This window comes from Virgibacillus sp. MSJ-26 (genome assembly GCF_018918075.1).
Taxonomy (GTDB): Bacteria; Bacillota; Bacilli; order Bacillales; family Amphibacillaceae; genus MSJ-26.
This window is the reverse complement of record NZ_JAHLPW010000003.1, coordinates 321,213-347,514: the sequence shown is the minus strand read 5'-3', so window position 1 is coordinate 347,514 and position 26,302 is coordinate 321,213. Positions and strand designations below refer to the sequence as shown.

The 26,302-nt window shown below is 34.9% G+C and carries 34 protein-coding genes; 31 read left to right on the top strand and 3 right to left on the bottom strand.

All coding sequences use genetic code 11. The features are described 5' to 3' along the window. The first annotated feature begins 352 nt into the window (after positions 1-352). Positions 353-4,417: a S8 family peptidase gene (locus KQI49_RS03710; RefSeq protein ID WP_216486898.1), complete on the top strand. Its 4,065-nt coding sequence runs from the start codon at positions 353-355 to the stop codon at positions 4,415-4,417. 260 nt (positions 4,418-4,677) lie between these two features. Next, positions 4,678-5,043: a BsuPI-related putative proteinase inhibitor gene (locus tag KQI49_RS03705; RefSeq protein ID WP_216486895.1), complete on the top strand. Its 366-nt coding sequence runs from the start codon at positions 4,678-4,680 to the stop codon at positions 5,041-5,043. A gap of 143 nt (positions 5,044-5,186) precedes the next feature. On the opposite strand, the gene KQI49_RS03700 is transcribed toward KQI49_RS03705, so the two are convergent. Continuing rightward, the gene (locus KQI49_RS03700; protein WP_216486893.1) at positions 5,187-5,930 is read right to left on the bottom strand and encodes a DUF3784 domain-containing protein; all 744 of its coding nucleotides are present in this window, start codon (positions 5,928-5,930) and stop codon (positions 5,187-5,189) included. 207 nt (positions 5,931-6,137) lie between these two features. Between KQI49_RS03700 and KQI49_RS03695 the strand changes: the two genes are divergently transcribed. Beyond that, positions 6,138-6,638 carry a GNAT family N-acetyltransferase gene (locus KQI49_RS03695; protein ID WP_216486891.1) on the top strand — a complete coding sequence of 167 codons (501 nt, stop codon included), beginning with the start codon at positions 6,138-6,140 and terminating at the stop codon, positions 6,636-6,638. A 76-nt stretch (positions 6,639-6,714) separates the two neighbouring features. Here the strand turns inward: KQI49_RS03695 and KQI49_RS03690 are convergent, their stop codons facing one another. Together KQI49_RS03690 and KQI49_RS03685 are read right to left on the bottom strand one after the other, a co-directional pair. Continuing rightward, positions 6,715-7,407: a hypothetical protein gene (locus KQI49_RS03690; RefSeq protein WP_216486889.1), complete on the bottom strand. Its 693-nt coding sequence runs from the start codon at positions 7,405-7,407 to the stop codon at positions 6,715-6,717. A 98-nt stretch (positions 7,408-7,505) separates the two neighbouring features. Then, positions 7,506-7,823 (bottom strand): hypothetical protein, encoded by a 318-nt coding sequence (locus tag KQI49_RS03685; protein WP_216486887.1) that lies wholly within the window; start codon positions 7,821-7,823, stop codon positions 7,506-7,508. A gap of 452 nt (positions 7,824-8,275) precedes the next feature. On the opposite strand from KQI49_RS03685, the gene KQI49_RS03680 reads away from it, so the two are divergent. The 28 genes from KQI49_RS03680 to KQI49_RS03550 all read left to right on the top strand — a co-directional run bounded on the left by KQI49_RS03680 (position 8,276) and on the right by KQI49_RS03550 (position 26,228). Beyond that, a complete protein-coding gene (locus tag KQI49_RS03680; protein ID WP_216486885.1) occupies positions 8,276-8,590 on the top strand; it encodes a DUF5316 family protein in 315 nt (104 codons plus the stop codon). A gap of 206 nt (positions 8,591-8,796) precedes the next feature. After that, positions 8,797-8,997, top strand: a complete 201-nt coding sequence (locus KQI49_RS03675) for a hypothetical protein (RefSeq protein ID WP_216486883.1) — start codon at positions 8,797-8,799, stop codon at positions 8,995-8,997. Beyond that, on the top strand, positions 8,972-9,448 hold the full coding sequence (locus KQI49_RS03670) for a DinB family protein (protein ID WP_216486881.1): 477 nt from the start codon (positions 8,972-8,974) through the stop codon (positions 9,446-9,448). Before KQI49_RS03675 ends, KQI49_RS03670 begins: the two co-directional genes overlap by 26 nt. 217 nt (positions 9,449-9,665) lie before the next feature. After that, on the top strand, positions 9,666-10,226 hold the full coding sequence (locus tag KQI49_RS03665; protein WP_216486879.1) for a class I SAM-dependent methyltransferase: 561 nt from the start codon (positions 9,666-9,668) through the stop codon (positions 10,224-10,226). A gap of 219 nt (positions 10,227-10,445) precedes the next feature. Beyond that, on the top strand, positions 10,446-10,778 hold the full coding sequence (locus KQI49_RS03660) for a MazG nucleotide pyrophosphohydrolase domain-containing protein (protein WP_216486877.1): 333 nt from the start codon (positions 10,446-10,448) through the stop codon (positions 10,776-10,778). Positions 10,779-11,224: 446 nt separating this feature from the next. Continuing rightward, positions 11,225-12,424 (top strand): hypothetical protein, encoded by a 1,200-nt coding sequence (locus KQI49_RS03655; RefSeq protein ID WP_216486875.1) that lies wholly within the window; start codon positions 11,225-11,227, stop codon positions 12,422-12,424. A 55-nt stretch (positions 12,425-12,479) separates the two neighbouring features. Next, positions 12,480-12,938 carry a GrpB family protein gene (locus KQI49_RS03650; RefSeq protein ID WP_216486873.1) on the top strand — a complete coding sequence of 153 codons (459 nt, stop codon included), beginning with the start codon at positions 12,480-12,482 and terminating at the stop codon, positions 12,936-12,938. A gap of 525 nt (positions 12,939-13,463) precedes the next feature. Then, positions 13,464-14,315: an AraC family transcriptional regulator gene (locus tag KQI49_RS03645; protein WP_216486871.1), complete on the top strand. Its 852-nt coding sequence runs from the start codon at positions 13,464-13,466 to the stop codon at positions 14,313-14,315. 148 nt (positions 14,316-14,463) lie between these two features. Then, complete coding sequence (locus KQI49_RS03640; protein WP_216486869.1) at positions 14,464-14,796, top strand: MazG nucleotide pyrophosphohydrolase domain-containing protein; 333 nt, start codon at positions 14,464-14,466, stop codon at positions 14,794-14,796. Positions 14,797-14,876: 80 nt separating this feature from the next. Then, complete coding sequence (locus KQI49_RS03635; protein WP_371817515.1) at positions 14,877-15,254, top strand: NUDIX hydrolase; 378 nt, start codon at positions 14,877-14,879, stop codon at positions 15,252-15,254. A gap of 89 nt (positions 15,255-15,343) precedes the next feature. Continuing rightward, complete coding sequence (locus tag KQI49_RS03630) at positions 15,344-15,958, top strand: histidine phosphatase family protein (RefSeq protein ID WP_216486867.1); 615 nt, start codon at positions 15,344-15,346, stop codon at positions 15,956-15,958. Between the two features lie 503 nt (positions 15,959-16,461). After that, positions 16,462-16,641: an N-acetyltransferase gene (locus KQI49_RS03625; protein ID WP_216486866.1), complete on the top strand. Its 180-nt coding sequence runs from the start codon at positions 16,462-16,464 to the stop codon at positions 16,639-16,641. A gap of 103 nt (positions 16,642-16,744) precedes the next feature. Then, positions 16,745-16,999 (top strand): hypothetical protein, encoded by a 255-nt coding sequence (locus KQI49_RS03620; protein WP_253286638.1) that lies wholly within the window; start codon positions 16,745-16,747, stop codon positions 16,997-16,999. Positions 17,000-17,087: 88 nt separating this feature from the next. Further along, a complete protein-coding gene (locus tag KQI49_RS03615) occupies positions 17,088-17,267 on the top strand; it encodes a hypothetical protein (RefSeq protein ID WP_216487043.1) in 180 nt (59 codons plus the stop codon). 90 nt (positions 17,268-17,357) lie between these two features. Further along, positions 17,358-17,822 (top strand): GNAT family N-acetyltransferase, encoded by a 465-nt coding sequence (locus tag KQI49_RS03610; RefSeq protein WP_216486864.1) that lies wholly within the window; start codon positions 17,358-17,360, stop codon positions 17,820-17,822. A gap of 125 nt (positions 17,823-17,947) precedes the next feature. Further along, positions 17,948-18,517, top strand: coding sequence for a nucleotidyltransferase domain-containing protein (locus KQI49_RS03605; protein ID WP_216486862.1), 570 nt, complete (start codon positions 17,948-17,950; stop codon positions 18,515-18,517). A gap of 161 nt (positions 18,518-18,678) precedes the next feature. After that, positions 18,679-19,218 (top strand): NUDIX hydrolase, encoded by a 540-nt coding sequence (locus tag KQI49_RS03600; protein WP_216486860.1) that lies wholly within the window; start codon positions 18,679-18,681, stop codon positions 19,216-19,218. A 157-nt stretch (positions 19,219-19,375) separates the two neighbouring features. After that, positions 19,376-19,525: an RAxF-45 family protein gene (locus KQI49_RS18805; RefSeq protein ID WP_371817509.1), complete on the top strand. Its 150-nt coding sequence runs from the start codon at positions 19,376-19,378 to the stop codon at positions 19,523-19,525. Positions 19,526-19,714: 189 nt separating this feature from the next. After that, positions 19,715-21,592, top strand: a complete 1,878-nt coding sequence (abc-f, locus tag KQI49_RS03595) for a ribosomal protection-like ABC-F family protein (protein WP_216486858.1) — start codon at positions 19,715-19,717, stop codon at positions 21,590-21,592. A gap of 149 nt (positions 21,593-21,741) precedes the next feature. After that, positions 21,742-22,182, top strand: a complete 441-nt coding sequence (locus tag KQI49_RS03590; RefSeq protein WP_216486856.1) for an ASCH domain-containing protein — start codon at positions 21,742-21,744, stop codon at positions 22,180-22,182. 74 nt (positions 22,183-22,256) lie between these two features. Beyond that, positions 22,257-22,715: a GNAT family N-acetyltransferase gene (locus KQI49_RS03585; RefSeq protein WP_216486855.1), complete on the top strand. Its 459-nt coding sequence runs from the start codon at positions 22,257-22,259 to the stop codon at positions 22,713-22,715. Positions 22,716-23,460: 745 nt separating this feature from the next. Continuing rightward, a complete protein-coding gene (locus tag KQI49_RS03580) occupies positions 23,461-23,949 on the top strand; it encodes a hypothetical protein (RefSeq protein ID WP_253286636.1) in 489 nt (162 codons plus the stop codon). A 112-nt stretch (positions 23,950-24,061) separates the two neighbouring features. After that, on the top strand, positions 24,062-24,325 hold the full coding sequence (locus KQI49_RS18495; RefSeq protein WP_216487033.1) for a GNAT family N-acetyltransferase: 264 nt from the start codon (positions 24,062-24,064) through the stop codon (positions 24,323-24,325). A 144-nt stretch (positions 24,326-24,469) separates the two neighbouring features. Then, positions 24,470-24,610, top strand: a complete 141-nt coding sequence (locus KQI49_RS03570; RefSeq protein WP_216486853.1) for a hypothetical protein — start codon at positions 24,470-24,472, stop codon at positions 24,608-24,610. Between the two features lie 223 nt (positions 24,611-24,833). After that, positions 24,834-24,962, top strand: a complete 129-nt coding sequence (locus KQI49_RS18875; protein ID WP_216486851.1) for a DUF3221 domain-containing protein — start codon at positions 24,834-24,836, stop codon at positions 24,960-24,962. A 143-nt stretch (positions 24,963-25,105) separates the two neighbouring features. Then, positions 25,106-25,369, top strand: a complete 264-nt coding sequence (locus tag KQI49_RS03560) for a hypothetical protein (protein ID WP_216486849.1) — start codon at positions 25,106-25,108, stop codon at positions 25,367-25,369. Between the two features lie 156 nt (positions 25,370-25,525). Then, entirely contained in the window at positions 25,526-25,927 is a 402-nt protein-coding gene (locus KQI49_RS03555) for a GyrI-like domain-containing protein (protein WP_216486847.1), read from the top strand. A gap of 106 nt (positions 25,928-26,033) precedes the next feature. Beyond that, a complete protein-coding gene (locus KQI49_RS03550; RefSeq protein ID WP_216486845.1) occupies positions 26,034-26,228 on the top strand; it encodes a hypothetical protein in 195 nt (64 codons plus the stop codon). The last annotated feature ends 74 nt before the right edge of the window (positions 26,229-26,302 follow it).

Below are 26,302 nucleotides of genomic sequence, written 5' to 3'. Positions count from 1 at the left end.
CAGCCCCTGAATAGTCAAATTGATAGAAAAATTTGAAATTTACTAGTACAAAAGACTTAAAGTAAAACCCCGATTGCTTCCAGTGTTGTACATAGGTATCCTTAATTTAAGGGTTGCTAGATTGCTAGATTACCAAAAAGAAATGTATGATTCGTTATTACAATCGACAAGCCTGCGTGACATCAATCCTCACTAGATAATACTACCATTCATTATTATATTCGTCACGATATGCTGAAGTTCTTTCTAATCTAATGTTTTTTAGTTTAGTAATCTGATCATTTTCTAAGAGGGAAAGGAGGGCATGGTTCTAAACTATCAAATTACTACATTTTCTGGAAGGAGAAAAAACATGAAGTGTCAACCATTAATTAAAAAGTCAAGTATTATAGTTCTATCCTTAAGCTTAATAGTCTTCACTCTACTGACTTCAGTGATTATACAATCACCTACTTCAAATGCGCTTGAGAAGAATACCCCAACCGGAGAACAACATCAAGAACTTGGCAGCGATGAAGAAGGCAAACATGTCGTTACCTTAATCACCGGAGACATTGTTACGGTAACTGAAATGGAAGATGGTGAGGAAATTATTTCTGTTGAACCATCGACAGAATCCAATGAGGGAACGCGTATGACTACTGTTGGAGAAGATACATATGTTATTCCCAATGAGGCTATGCCTTATTTAGCAGCAGGGGTCTTGGACAGAGAACTGTTTAATATAACATCACTTATTGAATATGGATATGATGACAGTGAACGTCACACAGTCCCACTCATTATACAGCATTCACAAAAGACAAAAGCTCAAATCTTAACTTCAATGCCTGAATTGGCTAATGCTGAAGAAGTAAGTGTCCTTGAAAGTATTGATAGTGTGGCACTATCAGAAAATAAAAAGAACGCCGGGAACATTTGGGAGGCAATAACCAAAGACTCAAATAACGAAAAAGTTAAAGCAAATGATAATCACTCAGAGGTTGCGTTTAATAATGGTATTGAAAAAATCTGGCTTGATGGACAAGTTGAGGCGACACTTGCTGAAAGTGTTCCACAAATTGGGGCACCAGAAGCTTGGGAATCTGGATATAGTGGTGAAGGGGCAACAGTAGCGGTGCTCGATACTGGAATTGATAATGAGCATCCGGATATTGAAGGACAGCTAATTGATATGGAAAGTTTCGTACCAGGTGACGATGGTTTAGATCGTCATGGGCATGGAACTCATGTAGCATCGACGGTTCTTGGAACGGGTGCTGCATCAGACGGTAACTATAAAGGTGTTGCAACTGGTGCCAAACTACTATCTGGTAAGGTCCTTGGAGATGATGGTTTTGGTCAAGATTCTTGGATTATTTCCGCAATGGAATGGGCAGCCCAGAATGCCGATATTGTCAACATGAGTTTAGGTAGTAATTATCCAACGGACGGAACTGATCCCATGTCTCAAGCATTAAATGAAATCAGCGCTGAAACAGATACGTTATTTGTAGTAGCTGCCGGTAATGCTGGGCAAGTGGAAAGTGTCGGTTCCCCTGGGGCTGCCGATTCTGCCTTAACGGTAGGAAATGTTGATAAATCGGATCAACTTGCTGTTCTATCCAGTATGGGACCTCGTGTAGGGGACATGGCAATTAAACCTGATCTTGTCGCACCAGGTGAGGAGATTATAGCGGCTCGTTCTCAATTCGCTAGTGGAGGTACTGGAGATTATATGGGGATGAGCGGTACATCGATGGCATCACCGCATGTAGCGGGTGCAGCGGCAATTATTAAACAGAAATATCCAGACTGGACAAACACTCAAATTAAAAATGCCATGATGAGTACGACGAAGCAATTAGATGAGTATCAAGCATATCAAGTTGGTACAGGGAGAGTAGATATTCCTTCTACCTTAGACAGTGATATTTATGCTACCGGTTCTTTGTCCTTTGGCTTTTTTAAATGGCCTCACGATGATAATGACCCTGTGGAAAAGACTGTCACGTATCATAATAATGGTGATGAAGATGTCACTTTGGATCTGACAGCAATCTTCACTGATGAAAATGGCGATCCAGCACCGTCAGATATGTTGGAATTATCAGATACTAGCGTTACTGTGCCGGTCAATGGAAACGCTGAGATCAGTGTCACGCTTGATCCTAAGTTTGGCGATGAAGGCACTCGTTACTGGGGACAGTTAAATGCTGAATTAAACGGCGAAACGGTTGCTCATACAGCAATGGGGATGGTTAAAGAAGATGAAAAATACCCATTGACGCTAAATGTAACTGATCGAGATGGTTCGCCAGGTTCGGCATATGTTGAAATTATCGGTACGGGACTTGAAAATCCAAATCCAGAATATGTAACTGTTGAAGGAACAGCGGAAGTCCGATTACCAAAGGGAACGTATTCTGCCATGTCATTGATGGATGTTAATGTGGATACAGAACAAGAAGGTATTGCGTTGGTTGGTAATCCTGAAATCCATCTTGATAGTTCTGTGACAGTAGATATGGATGCACAAGAAGCAAACGAAATCACTGTGGATGTTCCGAAGAAAACAGAGTCTTCCTACCAACGAGTTGAATATTATCGTCAAGTTGGTGGTATGGAGACCAATAGTATCTATATGTTACCGGCATATATGGATAAGGTTTATGCTACACCAATTGAGCAAGTTGAAGAAGGCGAATTCGAGATGGTAAATCGCTGGCGTTTGATCAAGCCATTTCTAACTGTAAACTCAGATGAATATGAATATGATGTTACACCTCTCCCAGGTATGACATTATTTAATGGAGAATACCACTTGGATACAGTGTATGCAGGTAATGGTACCCCAGAAGATTATAAACAGACAGAAGCTAAAGGCAAGGCTGTTGTGGTGACCCGTAATGAAAATATATCAGCTGCCGCGCAAGCAACCGCTGCATTGGAAGCTGGAGCAGAGTTATTAATTATTGCAAATAATGAATCAACAAAGTTTAGTGAATTTGTGGGGAATGATGACAACTCAGATATTCCGCTTACTGTAGTTTCTGTAAGTGGAGTGGAGGGTGATAAACTTATTAAATCGATTGAGCAAGGTAATGTTGTATTAGACGGGGAGGCAACACCAGACACCCCATATCTTTATGATTTAGTTGATGCACACACAGATGAGATACCTGAAGATTTATCCTATTCTCCTACACCAGAAGAATTAGTTAAAATCAATTCCAAATACATTTCTAATGGTCACGGAGCTGGGGCTGAATTTAGATTCGATAGCCGAGAATACTCGCTACGATCCTGGGGAGAGCCAGCGTTACTTTCTTTACCTTCCGTTCGTGAAGAATGGGTGTCTGCAACTGAAGGAACAGAGTGGTACCAAGAAGCCAGTGAGCTTGAAAATTCAAGTCCATATACATTAGATGATTCTTGGCAAATTCGGGGTACAGGAGTGACCTATGAACCTGGAGAGCGATTAGAAGAGGACTGGTTTGTCCCTGTTATTCAACCGAGGTTCGGCGATGGTTACTGGACACCTTTCCGTGAGATTCAAGGTGGTTTTCAATTTAATGTTCCAGCATTTGCTGATTCAGGATTTGGACGCACTGGTGGACTGTCCAATTGGGAACAACAGCAACAATTTCAGAAATTGAAAGTTTATCAAGGAGATACGTTACTAGAAGAAATGGATGGACAGACGCTTATTATCTGGGATGAGCTTCCTGAAGAAAGACTTGAGTACCGACTTGTCAGTGAAACAAAACACAATGAAAAATACTGGGATACATCCTCTGAAACACATACAGAGTGGACGTTCTGGTCAGAGGGCGGTCATCAATCAAATGTCGATCTTCCATTACTTTCACTTAATTACAAGACGGACGTGAATATGGCAGGTCATTTAGTCGCTAATCGTTCGACTGACCTGACAATTGATGTCACACAACTTGAGGGTGTAAGTGGCTATGGTGAGATTGAAGATACATCGCTTAAGGTATCCTATGATGAGGGACAAACGTGGGAGAAGGTTGATTTAGTCCAAGAAGATGGTTGGCTAGCTGAAATTAAGCCGCCAAAAGACGCCAAATCTATTTCATTGCAAGCAAGTGCATCGGACGATGAAGGCAACGAAATTTCTCAGGAAATTATCGAGGCATATAAATTAACGAAGAGTGGTGCAGCTGATATGCAGCCGCTCCTTGAAGATCTTGAGGAAAAAGGAGATGCAAAGTCAGAAGCTACTCGGACCTTAAATATGCATTTGACGACATTAAAGCTTTTTGAAGAAAAAGGAGAAGCTGAAAAAGTCATTAAACATTTAAATGGTTTAAACCAATTGCTTGATCACTACGAAAATGAAGGATTACTTTCGGGGAGAGCATATAATCTTCTGAAGTCAGATGCTATTTATTTAAACGAGACATGGGAATAAGTTCTTTAGAACATGAATAATCATCCCCTGTGGCCATCCAATTGATGTGCCACAGGGGAATGATGTTATACAATAAACATGGATTCAGGCTTGCATAGTTAGCTCACTAGCCAGTAATCTATACTATATACAAGCTCATCTTAAATAGAATAGCTTTCATTATTGAAGTATACTGATAATAGTTGAATGAGTACATAAGAAAAATGCCCAAAATACATAAAAAATTTGTATGGTTAAATGTGAGAGGGGTTACGCCAAGTATGTATGAAACGATGCTAGATATTGACCAAGTAAACGACGAAATTCATTTTGGCTTACATGTGATAAACCACTATAATTTCCCGGTCACCTTTATTTTCTCAAGTGGAAAAAAATATGAAATAGTGGTAGAAAATCGAATGGGGGAAAAGGTTTATAATTCATCAGAAGGAATGTTCTATATACAGGCACTACAAGAGGTTACAATCAAGCAGAATGAGCAAAAGAGTTGGAAAAAAACATGGGAATTCAACCAATTACCAAAAGGGATCTATGTAGCTCATGCTAAAATAATGCCTACAATAATTAAACCTAATCAGACTAACATGGAACAATTACAGATATCAAAAACCTTTGAAATTAAATAGGTTTCCTTTTTGAACGGGAACTTGTGAATTTAGAAGATGTTTAGCATAGACTTCATCCTCATATCCCTTTCACTACTAAACTGTGAAGCAATCATGTAACCTTTGCTTCACAGTTTAGTTTTTTCATGGGTCAAAATGCTTTGCTAATATTCGATACTCTCAATCAGTTTTCTATACATGTCATCTATATCATTTTTGTTTTTTCGATTGATCATGACATAATCATCTTGAGTCGCAACGTAAAGCACAGGAGTGTCTGCTTTTTTATCAATAAATAACCGTCCAGTGCCGTATGGTTCTTCCAGTCGAAATTTTCCTTTTAGTAGATTACCAGGCGCAAAGCCGTTCGTTTTCATTTTTACTTTAGGCAATGCGTCCAGTAATTTCACAGATTCAATCGTATCGATTTTCCATTCAACGCCGTAACTACCGGTAATTTCAAATGTGTCATGATTTACTTGAACATCATTATCGAGATAGCCATACCCAATCGCTCCAATGATAAAGAGCAAGGAGGCACCTGAAATACTTGCCGTAATCCAAGTCTTTTTCTTTCGCTTGTGTGGTACTTCATAGCGCTGTACCCACACCATTCCGCCTAAAAGGGCTATTAAGAAGATACCAATACCCAACTCGAATCCGTACGGAATGGGCAATAAGCCTAAAATAAACACAGCGACAAAAATCCAAAAAGTTATCGTAAGTAATTTTCCCATGGCATCTAAATAGCCACTTTTCTGCAAATACTCCTGTTCTTCCTCAGGCCGTCTGTGGAAGCCACTGAGTAACATGTAATCTTTTTTCTTAGCGAAGAGATAGGTTAATCCACCATAAATGACCAGCGTCCATCCCATTGTTAATATGTAAATAAGTTTCCCTTTATCCATTTTCATCCATCCTCGGGTTGGTTTATTGATATTACAAATAACTCACTTTTATTATACGTTAATCTCTTAAACTAGGTTTCAAATTTCAAATGATTTTTATAAGGATTTTGGTATAATGAGTCTAATTAATTTTAAAATTTTCATCAAGGGAATAACCATGGGAGTGTAAAAATCCTAATAAATGAATTAGAAAAGGTGAGAGAAAGAGTGAATATAAGAGAAGCAGAAACATCTGATGCAAGCAAATTAGCAAAAGTCATTCAACAAGTTGAGGCGAGTTCCGAGTACATGCTCTGGGGAGCAGGAGAAAGAGAGTTTCATGCCAAAAAGCAATTAAAGATGATTGAGGATTTGAAAAATGATCATAACTCTACGATTCTTGTGGCTGATAACGGCGATGAACTAGCCGGTTACTTAATCGTAATAGGTGGAAAGGCTAAAAGAAATCAACATTCAGCTTACCTCGTTATTGGTATTTTGAAAGATTTCAGGGGGCAAGGAATTGGTACCATGCTTTTTAATGAGTTGGAAAAATGGGCAGCAATTCATTATGTCAGTAGGTTAGAACTCACAGTAGTGACTAAAAATAAAGGTGCATTGTCGTTATATCAAAAGCAAGGCTTTGACATCGAAGGGACAAAAAAGAATTCCTTACGTATTGACGGTGAATTTGTTGACGAATATTATATGGCGAAAATATTAGAATAGCATAGCACCGTTGAAAATTGTTCAAATGCTGAGTTTACCCACAAAAAGGTGTTCGGCATTTTACACGTCCTGAATCTTAAATGAAATATTGATAAAAGACAAAAAGAGGTAAAGCGATCGTTAAAATGCTAAATATCAAAGCAACCGTTCTTCGGCTTGAAATCATTTTGTATTGTATCCAGTAGGACAGGGACCAAAATAGAATAAGGCCGAGTGGCATAAGGAGCATGGGATGATATCCGGCAAAAATCAAAATGCCGAAACCAAAGAGAACCGCCCAACCGAAAATGACTAGACCAACCAGTAGATTATAAACATGGATCACTTGGCGGCCTATGACTATTTTTCCATTTGACGAAGGTGTTAACGCAATTAGAAAAATCAACAGTAAAGAAATAACCATTAAAATGCCAGCAAGGACAGTTAGCCAGAATACATATCTTTCTCTTGAAGTATCAAGTAGTAAAAAACCGAAAAAGTAAAGGGCGTTAAGTCCAGCGAGCACACAACAGATAAGCACTTTTTTACCGGGTGTAAAGGACAACCTGATACCATACCACAAGACAATAGCTCCCAATAAAATCATGAAAATCAGCCATAAAATAGGCGAGTCATCAAATTTAGAATGATAATGTAGAAAAGTGAAAATACCGAACAGAATGGTTCCTAAACCAGTAAAAAACAGTAGAATCCTATGATATGGATATACTTTTTTGGAATGTTGACCATCGAGCTGTGTATCGTTATCCAAATAAGGATTTTTTGTCATAAGCAAATGACCTCCTCTTAACACGGTATTTTTCTGTTAACCAAAACAATATCCTTTTTCACTAAAATTCATGCCAACTCCATACTAATTATTATTTTCTAAAAATATTCCCGATAATGATAAATAAGAGCTATGAGCATGATCACTGAGTAAACTAAAGAAGTGTAAAAAGCAATATTCGGGGTAAATGCGTACTTTTGCTTTTGTAATTTTTGGTCTGTATATCCTTGAACTTTAGCATCAGCAAGTCTTGAAGCATGCCCACCTTTCGAGTTAAAGAACCAAATAATAACTGTCACAGCAATCCCTAAAATCCCAGCATAATCAATAAAAGCGGAATAGGTGAAATAAGCAATTAAATAACCTAATCCTACTAAAACAACTAAGGTCGTTATGATGACGATGATATTTCTCATACTACCCCCCTTAATTATTATCGATAAATAAGTAGTCTTTTTTGATATTATTAGAATGATGGTATAAATTGAAATTAATAATGTACTCAATTTTCTTATAATTAAGTTTAACATACTTATAGCGGACCCTCGATAGATAATTTCCTTTTCAAATATGTGAAAGTCGTAGTTCGAGTTAGAGGGAAATGACTATATAAAGTAAAGAGGATAACACCTCATTAAAAATTGTACCTTATAGGTTCTCGATTCTAGAGTCTTATGTGCTGGATTTTTCTGGTTGTTATTAGTCATATCTGCAATCATTGGTTATCTTCAAAGGTTAATATTCGGTGTGACATTATCGGGCACTTTTGCTGCCACCAATTTTGAATGGGCCTTTTTCTAGAACTTCAAGACAAGGGACATATAATTGAATAACACTATTCATAAAAATGATACAGGAGGATGATATCTTGCTAAAATCATTTTACTTAGGTGTTTTAGCTTTGATTGTGGTCTGTGTTGTTTGTTTAATTACAAATAGTTGGATCTATATTTATCGGATCTCTGGAGTGATTGGAGCTGTATCTTTGGCGGCTTGTGGAATTGCTATTGGTGCATTTCAAAGTGGGGGTGAAGCAAGTTTTGCAGGAGATTCAGTATCTGACGTTATGAGTCAAACTAAGAAGAGTCAAGACTCTCGTATAGAATGGTCAACCCGATTTTTACTATTTGGTTTACCGAATGTAATAGCGGCAGGTATTTATATTTATATTGTTTTTTTATAATGGGTATTCTACTTCATGGAGCCGTATTGATTTTTGTTGGTATGGTTTGATTTGCGATAGGAATTAGCGAACCATAGAAAATATTCAGGAAATAGACGCTTTTCTTATCTAAGGGAATGAAGCCCATTTATTCGTCTGAATTAGAAAGTTTGAACGACCTACCTACCTTTTAGCATGGTATAATAAATAAAGGATGGTGATTAGCTATGATTGATAGGAAAGCATTACATCGGTTGGTGGATGAATTACCGGAAGAAAAATTGCCTCGCATAGGTGACTTTTTCCGTCATTTATTTGATGAAGAGGAATTGAAATTGAACGATGAGACAAAAAAGGATTTGGGCTATTTTGTTGAAAATATTAAACGAATGGTGGGATTTAATGTATACAACAGAAGATCTAATTAATGATTTTGAAGGTTTTAATTCTTATGTTAGTTCCTTGAAGGCAATTGAAGAGACACTTTTCTTTAAACCAATTGCGGAAGGTAAATGGTCTACAGCGGAGATTATTAGTCATCTATCATTTTGGGATAGGTACATTCGTGAAGAAATGTTGTCACAAATGAAACCTAATGCATTTATTGAAAGTGTTAATTTTAAAACATTAAATAAGCAAGCAGAAGAATACGCATTATCTGGTGTATCTCAACAGCATTTACTTCAACAAAAATTAGAAGAAAGAACTGGGCTTGCCTCTGAGTTAAGAAAAAAGGATGAAGAGGAGTTTTTTGCGAAATTTACACTGAATGGAGAAGAAATCGACAAGTATTCAGGATACCCACACACCATTTTTAATTATATAGCAGGATTTCAATGGCACGATAATCATCATAGACAGCAAATTGATGGTTTTTGAAAGAAAAAGGAGTAGAGATAAGTTTTCGTTAACAGCGATATTGTAAAATAAGTATCATAGTTTCTTGAAAATATAATCTTCTTAATCGGCGCGCGCTTTTTAACAAACTGCCTCCTGTTGTGATTGAAACGGGAACAGAAAACTGGTCTTCCCCTTCTTATTAAATGACGGAATGTTGAATAAATAAGCAATCAATGTGTAACGTAGAGGTGATTTTTTGAATGTAGAGGACAAAAAAATAAAAGTAGTAATAGGAGCAGGAAAATATAATAACAATCCTGGTTGGTTGCATACTCAAGAAAAAGAACTCAATTTACTGGATGAAAAAACCTGGAGTAGAATGTTTAGTAATAATTCGATTACTGCAATTTTGGCTGAACACATATGGGAACACTTAACCTACAATGAAGGTGTCGAAGCTGCAAAAGTGTGCCGTAAATTTTTAAAAACCAAAGGATACATACGCTGTGCTGTTCCTGACGCTTTTTTTCGAAATAAGGAATATCAGGATATGGTTAAAATAGGTGGTCCTGGTCCCAAAGATCATCCCGCAGCAGATCATAAAATTGTTTATAATTACAAAACCATAACAAATATGTTTAATACTGCTGGATATGAAGTAAAACTACTTGAGTATTGTGATGAGGAAGGTAAATTTCAACAGAACCCTTGGGAAGGGAAAGATGGAGTGCTTTTCAGGTCGAAAAAGTTTGATCCAAGAAATCAGGGGAAGCAACTAGCATTTCCATCTTTGATAGTTGATGCCATAAAGATTTAAACAAACAGGCACGATTATTTAAGATAGGTTACGCATAGAGGAGGGAGTACCGTAGTTAAAAGTAAAATTGATTACTATGAAAAGAAATCAGGATATTTTAATCCACTAATACACTTTTCTACACTTATTAAGGAAATGGAAAATAAATCGAACTATGGGGCAAGGGCAATCAATGAGTATTTTGTTACGCAATAAAAAAATTAATAAAGGACGGGTAATATGAAGCAATTAGCGTTTCACGAGTTACAGAACTATCTAGCATTAAAATACAATGAAGGGCGTACTTCAACTGCATTGTTTATGAAACTAGTAGAAGAAATTGGCGAGGTAGCAGAAGTACTAAACAAATTAGAGGGACGAAAAAAAAATACAGGAAGCACTTCTTTAGAAAGCGAATTAGTTGATGTTATACATTATGCAGTGGCTATTGCGGGGATAAATAACATTGATTTAACAAGGGCTATTATTAATAAGGATAAGGAAGCCGCAATTAAATATAATCAATCCCCTAATTTAGAGGAATTTATAGCAAAACAAAATAAAAAAAATTAGCATTAAAATGTCCAAAATAAGCTTTGTTTGTTTAACAAATTTATTCAATTATTGGGCCATTTTCTTGAATAGAAGCAGTTTTGTTAGAGGGTTTCAAGGTGGGGCTTATCTTCTTTTAGGTTTCTTTTTAATAATTTTTGCTTTTATTTTTTGTTATAGGGAAAAGATTGTGAATTGATTTATTTAAGTTAACGGGCGCAATTGTTTAACAATTTTATTCAAATATCGGGGCATTTATTATAAAAAAAGAAATAACAGATGAGCAAACTCATAAGCAAGAGTATTTAATGGAGTGGACTAAAAAGTAAGATCACATCAAAAGGACGCCATTCTGGAATGGAGTTTTCGTATCTTCTCAGTTTGCGGAATAATTCGACTTTAAAGAAAATGAATTTAGTTTCTTTAAAAATTTAATTATAATGGATTTTATATAGAGGATGAAGAGGATGGAAGAATATTTTGATGACATTATCCAAGACTTAGCAAATGAAAATTTAAATAATTATTGGGTGGGTTTTGAATCAGTTGCATACGCTTTATATGATAAACGTTTCGTGTATTTGTTCAACCATCCTAAAATGACAAAAGAACCTAAAGGAAATTATCAAATTTTAAAACGAGATGACCAGTTTGTGGGTTGTACTCTTATTCTTTATCAAGATTATCCAACGGCGATAGTAGATTTAGGATTGTATAAGGATTATGCAAGTTTATATTCAATTATCGTGCACGAATTATTTCACGGTTTTCAATATATTAAGAAAGAAAAGCGATTTGCCGATGAAATTCTGGGAATCACGTATCCTTTAATAAAGGAAAATGTTGAATTACGAAATCAGGAAAGATCTTATCTATATCGTGCGGTGTTAGAAAAAGATAGAATAAAAAAGAAACAATTACTTACTACTTTCATTTCCTTAAGAGAAAAAAGAACATACATAATCAACAATCATCTTTTATATGAAAATTTAATTGAAACAATTGAAGGTCCTGCTTGGTATGTCGAACTAAAGGCATATTTTAAAAAAGGCCAACAAGCATATAATCAAGTACTAAAAAGTTATGGTCAACAGCTGATGGATGATTTTGAGTCAACTTCAAATGTAAGAAAAAGCTGTTATAGTTCTGGGTTGTTTATTTGTCTATTACTTGATGACTTTGTTCCTGATTGGAAGGAGAGTTTTTGGGAAAAAGAAGAGACATTGTACGATTTATTAAAACAGGTTTATGATGAGGTTGAGCCTATCAATGACATAGAAATATATCCCGAAACAGGGAAAATAATAGATCATGCTTTAAAAGACAGACAGAACTCTATAAGAAACTTTGAGCAACAAGAAGGAATTCATTTATTTATTCAAGGTAAAATAACCGCTAAATCTTTTGATCCGATGAATATCATTCTATATGAAGATAAATTTTTACATAAGAACTTTATAAAAATAGAGATTAACAATCAAGAATATCTTATTGAACAACCTGTTATAGCCTATTGTAAAGGCAGACTTCAAAATATAAATAAACTACATTTGATAGTTAGGAAAAGCCCCATAGAAAATATCGACTCGCTTACTATTGATGGTGTAGGGCTAATAAAGGGAAGGTATGAAAAAAATGAAAACATTCTACATTTATATGTAAATTAGAAGAAATTCTATTTGAACTAACAAGGCCACTAACTAATAAGGATGGGAAGATGAGGTGCAATTTTTGAGTGGGGTGTTCGGGGATGAAGTAATCAGATTCAAACATTTTGGTAGTACCTCTGTCCCAGGCATGAATGCAAAGCCTGTTATCGACATGATGTGCCTCGTTAACGACATCGAAAAAATTGATACGTTCAATGACCAAATGCATTCACTTGGATATGATGTAGCTGGGGAATGGGACATACAAGGTAGACGGTTATTTCGTAAAGGTGGAGAGAACAGAACTCATCACATTCATGTTTATCAATTTGATAACCCCCAAATTGAACGACATTTAGTTTTTCGAGATTATTTGAGAACCCATCCCGGTGAAGTGGAACGTTATAAGCGTTTAAAGATTGAATTGGCTCAAAAATATGACGATACAGCTTATTACAGTAAAGCAAAAAAGCTTTTTGTGAGAGAAATGGAACAACGAGCATTGGGATGGTTTAAGAAACAGAGAGGGTAGCAGATGTTGGAGAATTGGATCAGATTGTCGAACAAGTAATTGTAGGGAATGTGAGATTTTGGATGTTTGTTTGGGGGAGATTCAGTATCTGACGCTATGAGTCAAACTGAGAAGAGACAAGCCTCTCGTATAAAATGGTCAAACCGATTATTACTATTTGGTTTCTCAAATGCAATAGCAGGCATTTATATTAATATTATTTTTTTGAAATAAAATGATTTTTAGTTTCTATACTAAAGAAAATTTTAACATAAAGTGGTTTACCAAAAAATTAAAAATTGGTAGAATTACATTTATTTCATTAATCGGCTAATATTCGGTAGTTTTCTTTCTCCATTTAATAGCATTTCTATAACTTGTTTTTCCATTAACAGGCGTGTTTGTTTAATACAGTTTTTATTTATCGGGCTATTTAAAGGAACAAGAGTCGTGTCTTTATAACTAAAAAATACTGTCCAAGGAAAGCACAGGAAGACAGGAATAATAAATGATGCTCTATTAAGATTTAGATAAGGAGTGAGTGACTTGACGTGGGTTAAATCGTTACAGGCAGCAATAGACTATATTGAAAAGCATTTACTTGATGACATTTCAATAGAGGGTATTGCAAGACAGGCTAATTTTTCAGTTTTTCATTTTCAGCGTACCTTTGCTATCTTAACTGATATTTCTGTTGGTGAATATCTTAGGCGCCGTCGCTTAACGTTGGCTGCTTATGATTTATCGAGATCTAATACAAAGATAATTGATCTTGCCTACAAATATGGTTATGACACTCCTGAAGCTTTCTCAAAGGCTTTTCGTCGACAACACGGTGTAACACCAAGTGAAGCACGAAAATACACGGGATCGCTAAAATCTTATAACCGCCTAGTCATACAGGTGAGTTTGAAGGGAGCAGAACCAATGCAGGTAAAAATTGTAGAGCTTAAAGGATTTCAGATTGTCGGAGTTAAACAGGAATTTTCACTGGTTAATGAGGAGAACCTAGTGGGCATTCCTAAAATGTGGGATAAGATAAATGAGGAGCGAACTGATGAGCAATTGTTTAAAGTGAACAATGGTCCGGTTGAAGGTGTAGTGAGTGTATGTGTTGAAAGAGATTCTCGATCCATTGATTATTGGATAGGTACAGCACACGAGGGGAGTGTATCAGATGGGTTATTCGCTTTGGAAATTCCCGCATCCAAATGGGCTATATTCGAGGTTCACGGACCGATGCCGGATGCTATGCAAAAAGCTTGGAAAAAGATTTTTTCGGAATGGTTTCCCTCAAGTGGTTACGAACACGCAGGTACACCGGAATTAGAGGTATATTCAGATGATGATCCATCCAGTCTTAATTTATATTCAGAAATCTGGATCCCTGTAAAATAGGAGGCATACAAGCAGTGGGTTTACGATGTAACCCACTGCTTCAAAAATGAACTTAATCCACAATAGGGCAGGTTGTTTAACAATTTTATTCAACTAAAGGTCCATTTTGTCGCGCAATAAATAAAAAAATAAAAAAAGGACGGGTAATATGAAGCAATTAACGTTTCTCGAATTACAGAACTATCTAGCATTAAAATACAATGAAGGACGTACTTCAACTGCATTGTTTATGAAACTAGTAGAAGAAATTGGCGAGGTAGCAGAGGTACTAAACAAATTAGAAGGACGAAAGAAAAATACAGGAAACACTTCTTTAGAAAGCGAATTAGTTGATGTTATACATTATGCAGTGGCTATTGCGGGGATAAATAACATTGATTTAACAAGGGCTATTATTAATAAGGATAAGGAAGCAGCAATTAAATATAATCAATCCCCTAATTTAGAGGAATTTATAGCAAAACAAAATAAAAAAGATTAGCATTAAAATGTCCAAAATAAGGTGCGTTTGTTTAACAATTTTATTCAATTACTGGGCTATTTTATGCAGTAAGCTATTAAATAAAAATTGTATTGAACGACCGGAAGGAAATTTTGCTGATTAAAGGGCCTATGAGAGGTTGGGAAATGCCAGGTGGAATAGTTGAGGAAGGCGAGTCTCTGAAGGACGCTGCAATTAGGGAAACTAAGGAAGAGTCAGGTATTGATATTGAAGTTCTTAAATTCTGTGGGGTCTTTCAAAATGTAAATAAATCAATTTGTAATACTCTCTTTTTAGCAAAGCCAATTGGAGGTGAATTAACAACTTCTTCAGAAAGTTTAGAGGTAGGTTTTTACCCTATCGATCAAGCTTTGAAAATGATAACTATTGATAATTTTAGACAAAGAGTGGAGTACTGTCTCGATAACAGGAAACAACCGTTTTATATAGAATTTTAAGTTCTACGATATATTAACGTTAATACCGGAATCGGCGCAGTTGTTAAAAAATATTAGATGAAGTAGGAAAAGTAATCGGGGGAGAAAAAATGAGTACATACGTGTATTTAACAAGACATGGAGAAACTGTTTGGAACACAAAGAAACTTATGCAGGGGTGGAAAGATTCACCATTAACAGATAAAGGAGTAAAACAAGCAAGACAATTATCTCTAAGATTATCTGATGTCCCATTGAACGCTATTTATTCTAGCACGAGTGATCGGGCAGTTAACACTGCTGAAATAATAAAAAGGGAAAGACCCTTAAATGTAATTAAAATTGATACCTTAAGAGAACTTTCCTTTGGAAGTTGGGAAGGTAAAACGTTTGAAGAAAATGAAAGGCAAAGCCCTGAAGAATGGCAATCTTTTTGGGAGACTCCCCATCTTTTTTCAAATGATACAGTTGAACACTTTATTAAAGTGCAAGAAAGAATGGTTAAAACAATAAACAATATAGTTAAACAGCACCCTTTTGAAATTGTTTGTATAGTTTCTCATTCTATTGCACTTAAACTATTAATGTATTACTTTGAAAATAATACGATTGAAAATTTATGGTCTACTCCATCTATTCCTTCAACAAGTTTAACTTTGCTTAAAATGAGCAGTACAACTAATGAGATTTTATTTAAGTATGATACTTCTCATATGGAAGAATAGTACAATGCTTAAATCCCCATATTCCCCATATGGGCGCTTTTTTTAACAAAGATATCCAATCATCTGGCCACATTGTTGAATAATGTTCATAAGTGAGAGAAAATTATTAAAGTAGAGAGAATTTGTCTCATGAAGAGGAAAATAAAAATGATAGCATTATTTTATATTAACATTTTTAATAGTATGATGAACGACAAATCGTTCAAATTGCATATAAGATAAAGCATGATGAATATTAGTAACTCATTGGCTGTTATTCCAGAATCGGACGCGATTGCTTTGTAAGCGAATTGCTCCATATCGCACAAACAATCCATTGTGTTGAAGAAAAAGTATTGGAAATATTCACTTGGGAGGGGAAAATAGATGTATTTGCACAATCGGCTAATTCTAAAGCATATCTCTTATTTTCTTCAGATATATCAAATACTGTTACGTCCGCCCCTAAAAAAGGATGGAAGAATGGTCTATTCTAAACAGGGAAAAGGATTTGCTAAACGGCAATGAATTTAATTAAACAATTTGTTAATCAAGAATACCCTGAATACGATGAAATTATATTAGCTGTTAATCATAAAAATGTACCAGCGCAAAATTTATATAAAAGGGTTGGGTTTAGTGACACTGGAAAAAGAAAAATAGGTAAGATAGGAGAACAGTTTATTTTCAATACTTTTATCTAATGCAGTTGAACTGGTTTAAATATACTGCAATAGGATGTAGTTGTTGAACAAACAATGTGGCAGAAACGTTCCAGGTTGTTTTAAAATGGGAGGAGATTAAATAATGCTTGAAGGTCCATTACTAATGTCTCTTACACCAGGTATTATTGCAGTTATCCTATCGTGGTGGTTCTATAAAAAACGTTTTCACTTATTTGTACGGTTGTTGCCTGCAATCCTGTTAACCATATCCGCTGGTATTATTTTTTATATCGGATATGTTCATGTTAGAGGGTTTCAAGGTGGGGCTTATCTTCTTTTAGGTTTCTTTTTAATAATTTTTGCTTTTATTTCTTTTGTTATAGGGAAAAGATTGTGAAAATTGATGTATTTAAATTAATGGGCCCCATTGTTTAACAATTTTATTCAATTACCGGGCCAAATTGTGTAAGAGAGGGAGTTGAAATATGGGAGATTTGGAGGTAATGTTAATTTTTTTGGCAGGTGTTTTTATTGTATTTATTATAGCTTTACTTTCAATTGTCAGAATGTCGACTAACAAAACTACAGCCTCAGTAGACGATTTAAAAGAAGAAATGAAAAATCTTAAACAAAGAATTAATGATCTCGAAAATGAAAGGTTGTAAATTTAAGTATTTTATTCAATAAAAGGGCGCGATTACTTTGTAAGGGAGTCGCTTCTTTATCGCACAAACGATATGAATGGAGGTTCTACTATGAATTATAATTTCAGTAAAATGTCACAGGAACAAGCAGAAAACATTGCTTCAAACTGGCATTATGAAGGGAAGTATTCTTTTTATGATGTTTCCGCGGATGAAGAGGACTTAGTGGAGTTCTTGAATCCAAAAGAACGGGGAGACTCCCATTATATTGTGAAAGCGGATGAACAAGAAATTGGGTTCTTTAGTTTTGATAACAAAGGTGAGTTTATTGATATTGGGTTAGGAATGAAACCTGAATTGACTGGAAAAGGACTTGGCTTAAGTTTTCTTAAAGCAGGGCTATGTTATGCAATATCAAAGTATAAACCCAAAGAAATAACACTCTCGGTTGCCACTTTTAATGAAAGAGCGATAAAGGTCTATAAAAAAGCGGGTTTTAAACCTGTTGTGACCTTTATGCAAGACACAAATGGCAGTCGTTTTGAGTTTTTGAAAATGAAATATGAATGTGCTTAGTTAATAGCATTTCTTATACTAGCTAACGGCAGAAAAGAATATTCCAGAATAGGGCACAACCAGAAATAACATATCCTTCATAGTCTCTAGCTTGAGGGTAATATTTTATGTTAAGGAAGTGTTTTATGACGTTTGAGCAATGTAAGTACATAAATACTGTAATGTCTGGTTTCAATAAGCATTGGTTTTTTGCGGGTGGTTGGGCAATTGATCTTTTTTTAGGAAAAGAAACTAGAGACCATAGTGATATTGAGATTGGTATATTTAGAGAAGATCAAATAAAATTAAAGCAATTTCTTAGCACCTGGGATTTTAAAAAAGTTTTTAAAGGTAAATTTATATCGTGGGATGATGAGTATTTAGAATTACCTATTCATGAAATACTTGCAACAAATAATGCAAATTATTTTGAATTAGAAATTCTATTAAACGAGTGTGATGCTGAAAATTGGAAGTTTAGAAGGGATTTTAAAATTTCCTATCCTTTAGAATCAGTAATAATGTATTCTGAAACAGGTATACCGTATTTGGCACCAGAAATAGTCTTATTATATAAGGTAGGAAACACACGAGAAAAAGACCATAAGGATTTTTTATCTGTTAAAGAATTTCTTAAATCTAATCAACAAAATTGGCTGCGACAAGCGATAAAGATTCATGAACCCAAGCATGAATGGCTTCAATTATTAGGTTAGGTGTCGTTGCTCCATAATCGGACGCTTTAATGGAAGAATATTATGTTTCATGGGTGGAATTTGCGGAATAATTACTTAAAGTAACAGAGTTTTCATAATTGTCACCAAGCCTAACATCGCTTAATTTAATTAGAATTCGTGTTAATAGAAAGGATACTAGTATGTTTAAATACACAATTTGCCTAATAAGAAAAGGAAAAAATATTTTACTTTTAAATAGAAATAAAAAGCCGACTATGGGAATGTGGAATGGAGTCGGAGGTAAAATTGAAGTGAATGAAACTCCGTATGAAGGGGTCGTTAGAGAAACCTTCGAGGAAACGGGTATCCGACTTAGAAATGTAACTTATAAAGGTAATGTTATATTTAAAAATAAGGATAAGGATGAGATTGAGGAGACCGATGGAATGTATGTTTTTCTTGCTAATTTACCAGACGAAGTTCATATTCATACTCCGTTAAACACTGACGAGGGTATATTAGAATGGAAATCAATTGACTGGATATTAGATTATGGTAACAGGGGTGTAATTAGCAATTTAAAAAAGTATCTTCCAAGAATATTAGATGAGGAAAGCAATTTAGAATATACATTTATTTATGACAGCAATCACAATATTATCGATTATTCAACTGTTATACTTAATAAAAATGATATTCATAAACGTTATATAGGTCACTTTGTTTCAAATAGGATATGATAGAAAAATTGTTTGTAAACATTAGAAGATTGACAGTTTATCGTGTACTACGGTCCCAGAAATCAGACAAAGTTTTATTACAACTTTGTTTTATTTTAAAATAGGAAATTATCTATTGAATAGAGCTCCTTTAAATGATAAAATATAAATTACTTTAATGAATCGGAGGTGGGGTCAGATGTTGAATCAAGCTGTTTTAGTGCGCGGATTTTGGGTTGAATTCCTTTTTTTATACCGTGCAAAATTTGCTGCTAGAGTTGTTAACGGGATACGTGTGCCCTTTTTTAGCAACTTAATAGCAATCTAAAACGGTGAAAAACATCTCTTAACCCACATGATAGAGGACGGTTGAAAGGAGAGCATTTTCATGCTCTCCTTTTTTTAAATAGAATAGAATGCTGATCGACTGAAATTAATGTTCTATTAAAAGCTGTAGCCATGGGAAGGTATGTCTTCTCATGGCTTTTTTTATATTTTTTTACGAGGAGGAATAGTAGTGATCGTATGTAGCGTTAATAAAATAGCAAAGATGTATGGAGGAAACTCTATTTTTGAAGATATATCATTTGAAATAAAAGAAAATGATCGGGTTGGTCTGGTTGGCCGAAATGGTTGCGGAAAAACAACTTTGATTCATTTATTGGCTGGTGAGGAAACGCCGGATTCAGGACAAATTCATTGGAAAAAAGGGGTTGCCATTGGTTATCTTACACAAATCCCAGATTATCATGATTCAACAACTACTAAGGATGTATTAAGATCAGCCTTTTCACCTTTACTACAGATGGAAGAAAAGATGAAAAGATTAGAGACTGAAATGGGGGTGGAGATGAGCACAGATAAACTTCAAAAACTTATAAGTGAATATGGAAATTTACAAGACCAGTATGCGATTAACGGTGGTTATGAAATAGAATCCAATATTGATAAAATCGTTCACGGTTTAAATATTCAGCTCTTACTTGATCAGCCATTCTCCCGATTAAGTGGAGGAGAAAAAACAAAGGTTGGGCTAGGTTTGATGCTATTAAAACAACCAGACCTGTTATTATTGGATGAACCGACGAACCATTTAGATTTAATGGCAGTCGAATGGTTAGGAAACTTTTTACGAGAATATAACGGGACAGTCCTTGTCATTTCACATGATCGCTATTTTCTAGATGAGGTAGTCAACAAGGTAATTGATTTGGAAGACGGAGAGGTCACTGTTTACCATACCAATTTTACAGGATTTGTAAAAGAAAAAGAAGAAAAGCTTCTAAGGGAATTCCAAGCCTACGAGGAACAGCAAAAGAAAATAAAAAAGATGAAGGAAGCCATTAAAAGGTTAAGAGATTGGGCAAATAGAGCCAACCCACCTAATGCGGATCTTCATAGAAGAGCAAGGAACATGGAAAGAGCTTTAGAGAGAATGGAAAAGTTGAATCGACCGATATTAAATAGGAAGAAAATGAGCCTAGAGATGGATGCCTCGGATCGAAGTGGAAATGACGTTATTAAGCTTACAGATATCTCGAAACGTTTCGATGACAAGTTGTTATTCAAGGATGTAAATATGCATCTTACCTACCAAAATCGGGCTGCCATAATAGGTGAAAACGGAACAGGGAAATCAACCTTACTCAAAATAATCCTTCAACAACTTTATCCAGATAAAGGAAAGGTGCGGGTAGGTAGCAATGTTAAAATAGGGTATCTATCACAAAATATATTCTCTACGATTGAAGATGATACGGTTATTGAGATATTTAGAGATGAGGTTAAAGTGACAGAAGGAGAAGCAAGAAGAATTTTAGCAAGATTTATGTTTTATGGGTATGCTGTTTTTCAAAAAGTCTCGCAGCTTAGTGGGGGCGAAAGAATGAGGTTAAGGTTAGCCCAGTTAATGTATCAAGATATAAATTTGCTCATCTTAGATGAACCAACAAACCATTTAGATATTGAATCAAGAGAAGTGCTGGAAGAAGCACTCGAAGATTTTCAAGGTAGCCTTTTAGCCGTAACTCACGACCGGTATTTTCTAAACAGGCTATTTGATAAAATCTATTGGATTGAAGCAAAGGAGATGCATTGCTTTGAGGGAGACTATACGTGGGCCAAGGAAAAAATTACCGAATTAAGAGATAAGGTAGTTCATGCAAATGTAAAGAAAAAGAAGGAAACTCCTCCACGGCAAAAGGTAGAGAAAAAGAAAGAGCATGTGGACAATGAAGATTTAATAAAGTATTTATCCTCATTGGAGGAACAAATTATAGAGTTAGACAAAAGATTATTGAAGGTTAAGGATTTAGAGTTATTACAGAATTTATATAATGAAAAAGAAGATTTAGAACAGGAATGGGAAGCCCTTTGTGAACAGATAGAAAATTAAATATCCAGCTGAAAGCGGTTGGATTCTTCAAGACAATTTTTTCTCATGTGTCTACTTAAAAAGTGACTTAAGAATGTTTAGTTATTAGTTCTGCAAACGGGCCATTTTGTGGCACGAGAAATGATTCTATATTAAAAGGAGATTATTTTATGGATAAAGTACAACAATTTTGGCACAGTTTTTGTGTGGAAAGTCATAAAAAAGGAACGGAATATAAAGATGCATTTCAATTTGGAGCATCAGCTGATTGGTTAGCTGATTTAGTTGTTGAAGAAAAAAAGACAGCGACTACCTCAAGTCTTGTGCTTTATGAGTTAGAAAAAGAATCCATACCTCAAGCAGGCGAATATTATATTGTTTTAAATGGTCAGGATGAACCTGTTGCAGTTATTCAAATTAAATTCGTCGAAACTGTTCCGATGAATGAGGTAACAGAGGATTATGCCTTAGCAGAAGGAGAAGGGGATTATCAATTTTGGTGGGAAGCGCATGAAAAATTCTTTACCGAATTACTAAAAGAATATGATATAGAATTTTCGTCTGAAATGTTAGTTGTATGTGAGCGGTTTGAAAAAGTATATCCAAAATAAATAGTAGAGCAAACAGCGTTGATAATTTAACAAGATATATAATGAAAAAATGGAATTTTGAAAGGACATTCAAGATGAATATTGAGTTCAAGCCAATTGATAGAACAAATTATAATGAGTGTATAGATCTTAATGTAAATGAAGAACAAAAAAAGTTTGTCGCCCCTAATATTTTTTCTTTAGTACAAGCGGCATATGAACCCAAATTATATCCATTAGGAATTTATAATGATAATAAAATGGTTGGTTTTATTTTATATGATTTTGAAAATGAACTTAACGGATGGTCAATGAGCAGATTTATGATCGATGCGGATTATCAAGGCCAGGGAATTGGAAAAATGACTGTACAAAAGTTCATAGAATTTTTCACAAACAAATATGGACATTTAAAACTATATACAAGTGCTTCGGTTGATAATAAAAAAGCTATTGCTTTATATGAAAAATTTGGTTTTGAGAAAAAAGATGTGTTTGAGTATGAAGCGGAGGGAAGAAAACATAAAGATGTTAGAATGATTGCTCAACTTTAATTTAAAAGATTTTGTAAAGGTGAACCTAACAAAAGGGCGCAATTGCTGTATAACACTGTTCCCGAATTGATCCAGGTTAAAGTTCCTCATGCGAAGCCAGTCTATTAGATTAATTATAACATGGAAATTTGATATGCCTATTGAGTGGGATGGCAGAAAACTTCACTTTGAAAAATGAAGATTAAACGGCAAACAGGCGCATTAAATAAAAAGTGTACAAACATCATTTACGTGGTATAATTAACATAGAAAGATTATAAATGCATAAACTAATAAAGACCGTCCATGCGCTAACATGGAGCGGTCATAATAGACTGAACCCCAACAAGAGGGGAACGGTAGCTAAGGAAAATAATCCCTCACGTACCTGCTAAAGCGCATGAGGGATTATTTTTTATGGTTACTATCAGAAACGATAAACGCCACTAACATTCCAAAAGAAATCATAAGCGTTAACGCACTAACAATGTCCATAGGCAAGCACCTCCCTCCCTGGGAAGTCTCCCATGGCAGATCGACAGTGCTACCAAACCCCTCATGCGAAGCCAGTCTATTGGATTAATTATAACATATTGCTATCACTTATATTGTATTTAATGGGCAGTTTTTTCTCTTTCCAAACGAGCATTAAATCATTGTCAGGAAAATAGGACGATAACTTGCAGATACAGATCTGACTATGTTGCGAATGGGTTGACTGCTTAACAAGCGATTGTATCCTTATCGTAAAAAATGAGGGGGGGAGATGATTCTGAATCTGTTACTATTTCTAATATTTCTAACCATTGTTATTCCCATCTGTCTAATACTTCACGAAGTAGGTCATGGAATTGGAGCCGTCTCTACTTCAAAATCTGATGTACATATCTATTTGGGTATAATAAATGAGGATAATAAAGAAAACTTCAGGCTTGGAAGGCTTCATTTTCACATTCAATGGGGCTTTGTTGGGTTTGCTCATTGGGGAAAGGGTTTAAATAAATGGAAAAGTGCAGTTGCTATTGCGGGTGGGCCCATTATGTCATTATTACTGGTAATTTTATTTGAACTATTAGCATGGTTTATTAATCAAGAGGAACTAAGTCAATTGTTTTCACTGGCCAAGATAGTATGTTTTAGCCAATTTATTTTTACAATAATCCCAGTAACTTATCCTCGTTGGATGGGAGGATTAGGTGGTTTTCCGTCTGATGGTTTGCAACTGTTGCAAGTATTAAGGGGGAAAAATCACTAACACGCCAGTATTAAGCAATTGGGTGCATTTGCTGCACAATATTATATAATGGGTTATTTTGTACTGAATTAACTTAATATTCAGTGGATATTATGGTATATTGGAAATATAAATTTTTTCGGAAATATACAAGAATACACATAAGCAGGGTGATGGATTAACGATTATCTATATTCAAGATATTCTTGTGCTCAATGCTTATCAGAATCAAGGAATTGCCACTCAATTGATGCAACAGATTTTAAAGAAATATAAAACTATTCGTCAAAAATTATTGTTAACCGAAGAAGCTCCAAATATAAGGCACTTCTATGAAAATAATGGTTTCCAGTCTTGCGATAAGGGTGCTTTAGTAGCGTTTGCTAAATTAAATTGAACTAGGTAAGACAATCATTTTGTGAAAGAAGAAAGTCCTATTGTCATAATAGATAATTATGGAGACGATGAATTTTCTTGCTATTCGCCAAATGACATTTCAAGTTCTGTTTCTCAATGTGTAAAACGAGGATTTAACTACGACGTGATAAACACAGAGTTTGTTTTCGATTCTGTTGAAGAAGCAAAAGAATTGCTTACTTTCTATTTCGGAGAACAAGAAGAAATAGTCAATAAAACAAGGCTTGAATACAAGGTTGTTGCTTACACAAAAACTATACACTAATTTTGCTACAGTATGAAAAATAAGAGTGTACTTTCTGATTAGAAAGTACACTCTTTCATAACTTTGAAATATGTTAGAGTATGATTTTGGGATTGAAATTCTGTAATGGACCATTTTCTTGTATAGGGATGTAAGATTAATTTGAGTGATTAAGATATCAAAGAAATTAATGATAATATAGCGTTCGTATACGCTGAATTAGGAGGCGGAAAAGGTAATATGTTTGTTAACCCTGTCCGTGAATAATGATGAAGCATTTCAAGTCGGAAATGAGATAAAGGTAGGATATGACGGCACTATGGAATCTTATCCCGCGCAAATTCATACATTGTCCGTTGAATTAGTCGATTAATAAATGGGTGCGTTTGTTTCACAACTTTATTAAATTATCGGACCATTATGTGGAACAACAACATTTGGTAATTCTTAATTATTTTTCTAATTTTGAAAGTTGAATTCTTTGAGCTGGATCAAAGTTAGTAAGGGAGTGATGAAATGAAGAAAATATTTGAAGCTATATATGACGGTCATCAAATACGAGTGGAGAATAGATGGTTTGCCGGCGAAAAATTGTATGTAGATGGAGGATTGCAGGATGAAAATATTGGCCTGGGACTTAGAGCAACGTTAACTGGAAAGTTAAGAATTGATAGTAATGAATCTAAGAACATAAAGGTGGCTATCGGCGGTTATTTAAAAATCCACTGTAAAATCTTTGTTGATAATGTATTAATTGCTACTCATCAAATTAAAACTTAGATAAATCTATTAAAAGCAAGTTGGTTGTGAGGGAATGTTAAAACATACAACAACTTTCAGCAATAGGGCGCAATTGTCGTTGTACAACTTTGTACCATAATCGGGCAGATAGTCTAATAAAATTAATATAAAAATAACTAAAGGATGGGATTTAATATGGAGCTAAAAATTATCGAAAAAATTAGGACAAATAATTTTAATGATGAGCATGTCATGCAAAAGATTACAGATATGTGGAAAAATGCATCATATGTTTTAACTGATAAAAATGAGAATGTATATGGTTTATATCATGAATATGAATCTAATTATAAAGGTGATTATACGCTGTGTGTTGCGGTTGAGGGCAGAGGTAAATCATCCGTAGCCATTCCCGATGATACGAAATACGAAGTTTTTAAAGTCAATACCAATGATGAACAAGGTATTTTTAATAAATGGAATGAAATATGGCAAAAAGAAGATGAAAATCAGTTAAATAGGGCATATACTTATGATTTTGAAAAATATTATCCAGATAGAAATATTGATATTTATATTGCTGTAAAGAAAAAGTAAGCCTATTCAAGAATCGGGCGCTTTTATCGCATAGCAACGTACCATATAGTTGAATAAATGGAAGTTTTACTATTCTTAAACAACATAACAAAAAGGAGAATTTTCAATGTCAGAAAACTATCCCTATTATTACAGGACTTGGTTTGTTGTATTTATGTTAGTTTTATTTTTCCCAGCAGGACTAATCCTTATGTGGAAAGGTAATAAGTTTGGAAGACTGGTTCGGATTATTATATCTGCCTTTGGACTGTCATTGTTATATCCATTTATATTAAGGATTAAGAAACAAATATCGTCTTAAACTAACGGGTGCATTAATCGAACAACTGTATTAGTCAATCGGCGCAGACTGTTTAACAATAACACAGAAAGGTA

Coding starts and splice junctions, on each gene's coding strand:
- KQI49_RS03710 (WP_216486898.1), top strand. CDS start 353: ATGAAGTGTCAACCATTAATTAAAAAGTCAAGTATTATAGTTCTATCC.
- KQI49_RS03705 (WP_216486895.1), top strand. CDS start 4,678: ATGTATGAAACGATGCTAGATATTGACCAAGTAAACGACGAAATTCAT.
- KQI49_RS03700 (WP_216486893.1), bottom strand. CDS start 5,930: ATGGATAAAGGGAAACTTATTTACATATTAACAATGGGATGGACGCTG.
- KQI49_RS03690 (WP_216486889.1), bottom strand. CDS start 7,407: ATGACAAAAAATCCTTATTTGGATAACGATACACAGCTCGATGGTCAA.
- KQI49_RS03685 (WP_216486887.1), bottom strand. CDS start 7,823: ATGAGAAATATCATCGTCATCATAACGACCTTAGTTGTTTTAGTAGGA.
- KQI49_RS03675 (WP_216486883.1), top strand. CDS start 8,797: ATGATTGATAGGAAAGCATTACATCGGTTGGTGGATGAATTACCGGAA.
- KQI49_RS03670 (WP_216486881.1), top strand. CDS start 8,972: ATGTATACAACAGAAGATCTAATTAATGATTTTGAAGGTTTTAATTCT.
- KQI49_RS03660 (WP_216486877.1), top strand. CDS start 10,446: ATGAAGCAATTAGCGTTTCACGAGTTACAGAACTATCTAGCATTAAAA.
- KQI49_RS03655 (WP_216486875.1), top strand. CDS start 11,225: ATGGAAGAATATTTTGATGACATTATCCAAGACTTAGCAAATGAAAAT.
- KQI49_RS03640 (WP_216486869.1), top strand. CDS start 14,464: ATGAAGCAATTAACGTTTCTCGAATTACAGAACTATCTAGCATTAAAA.
- KQI49_RS03630 (WP_216486867.1), top strand. CDS start 15,344: ATGAGTACATACGTGTATTTAACAAGACATGGAGAAACTGTTTGGAAC.
- KQI49_RS03625 (WP_216486866.1), top strand. CDS start 16,462: ATGAATTTAATTAAACAATTTGTTAATCAAGAATACCCTGAATACGAT.
- KQI49_RS03620 (WP_253286638.1), top strand. CDS start 16,745: ATGCTTGAAGGTCCATTACTAATGTCTCTTACACCAGGTATTATTGCA.
- KQI49_RS03615 (WP_216487043.1), top strand. CDS start 17,088: ATGGGAGATTTGGAGGTAATGTTAATTTTTTTGGCAGGTGTTTTTATT.
- KQI49_RS03610 (WP_216486864.1), top strand. CDS start 17,358: ATGAATTATAATTTCAGTAAAATGTCACAGGAACAAGCAGAAAACATT.
- KQI49_RS03605 (WP_216486862.1), top strand. CDS start 17,948: ATGACGTTTGAGCAATGTAAGTACATAAATACTGTAATGTCTGGTTTC.
- KQI49_RS03600 (WP_216486860.1), top strand. CDS start 18,679: ATGTTTAAATACACAATTTGCCTAATAAGAAAAGGAAAAAATATTTTA.
- KQI49_RS18805 (WP_371817509.1), top strand. CDS start 19,376: ATGAATCGGAGGTGGGGTCAGATGTTGAATCAAGCTGTTTTAGTGCGC.
- KQI49_RS03590 (WP_216486856.1), top strand. CDS start 21,742: ATGGATAAAGTACAACAATTTTGGCACAGTTTTTGTGTGGAAAGTCAT.
- KQI49_RS03585 (WP_216486855.1), top strand. CDS start 22,257: ATGAATATTGAGTTCAAGCCAATTGATAGAACAAATTATAATGAGTGT.
- KQI49_RS03580 (WP_253286636.1), top strand. CDS start 23,461: ATGATTCTGAATCTGTTACTATTTCTAATATTTCTAACCATTGTTATT.
- KQI49_RS03560 (WP_216486849.1), top strand. CDS start 25,106: ATGAAGAAAATATTTGAAGCTATATATGACGGTCATCAAATACGAGTG.
- KQI49_RS03555 (WP_216486847.1), top strand. CDS start 25,526: ATGGAGCTAAAAATTATCGAAAAAATTAGGACAAATAATTTTAATGAT.
- KQI49_RS03550 (WP_216486845.1), top strand. CDS start 26,034: ATGTCAGAAAACTATCCCTATTATTACAGGACTTGGTTTGTTGTATTT.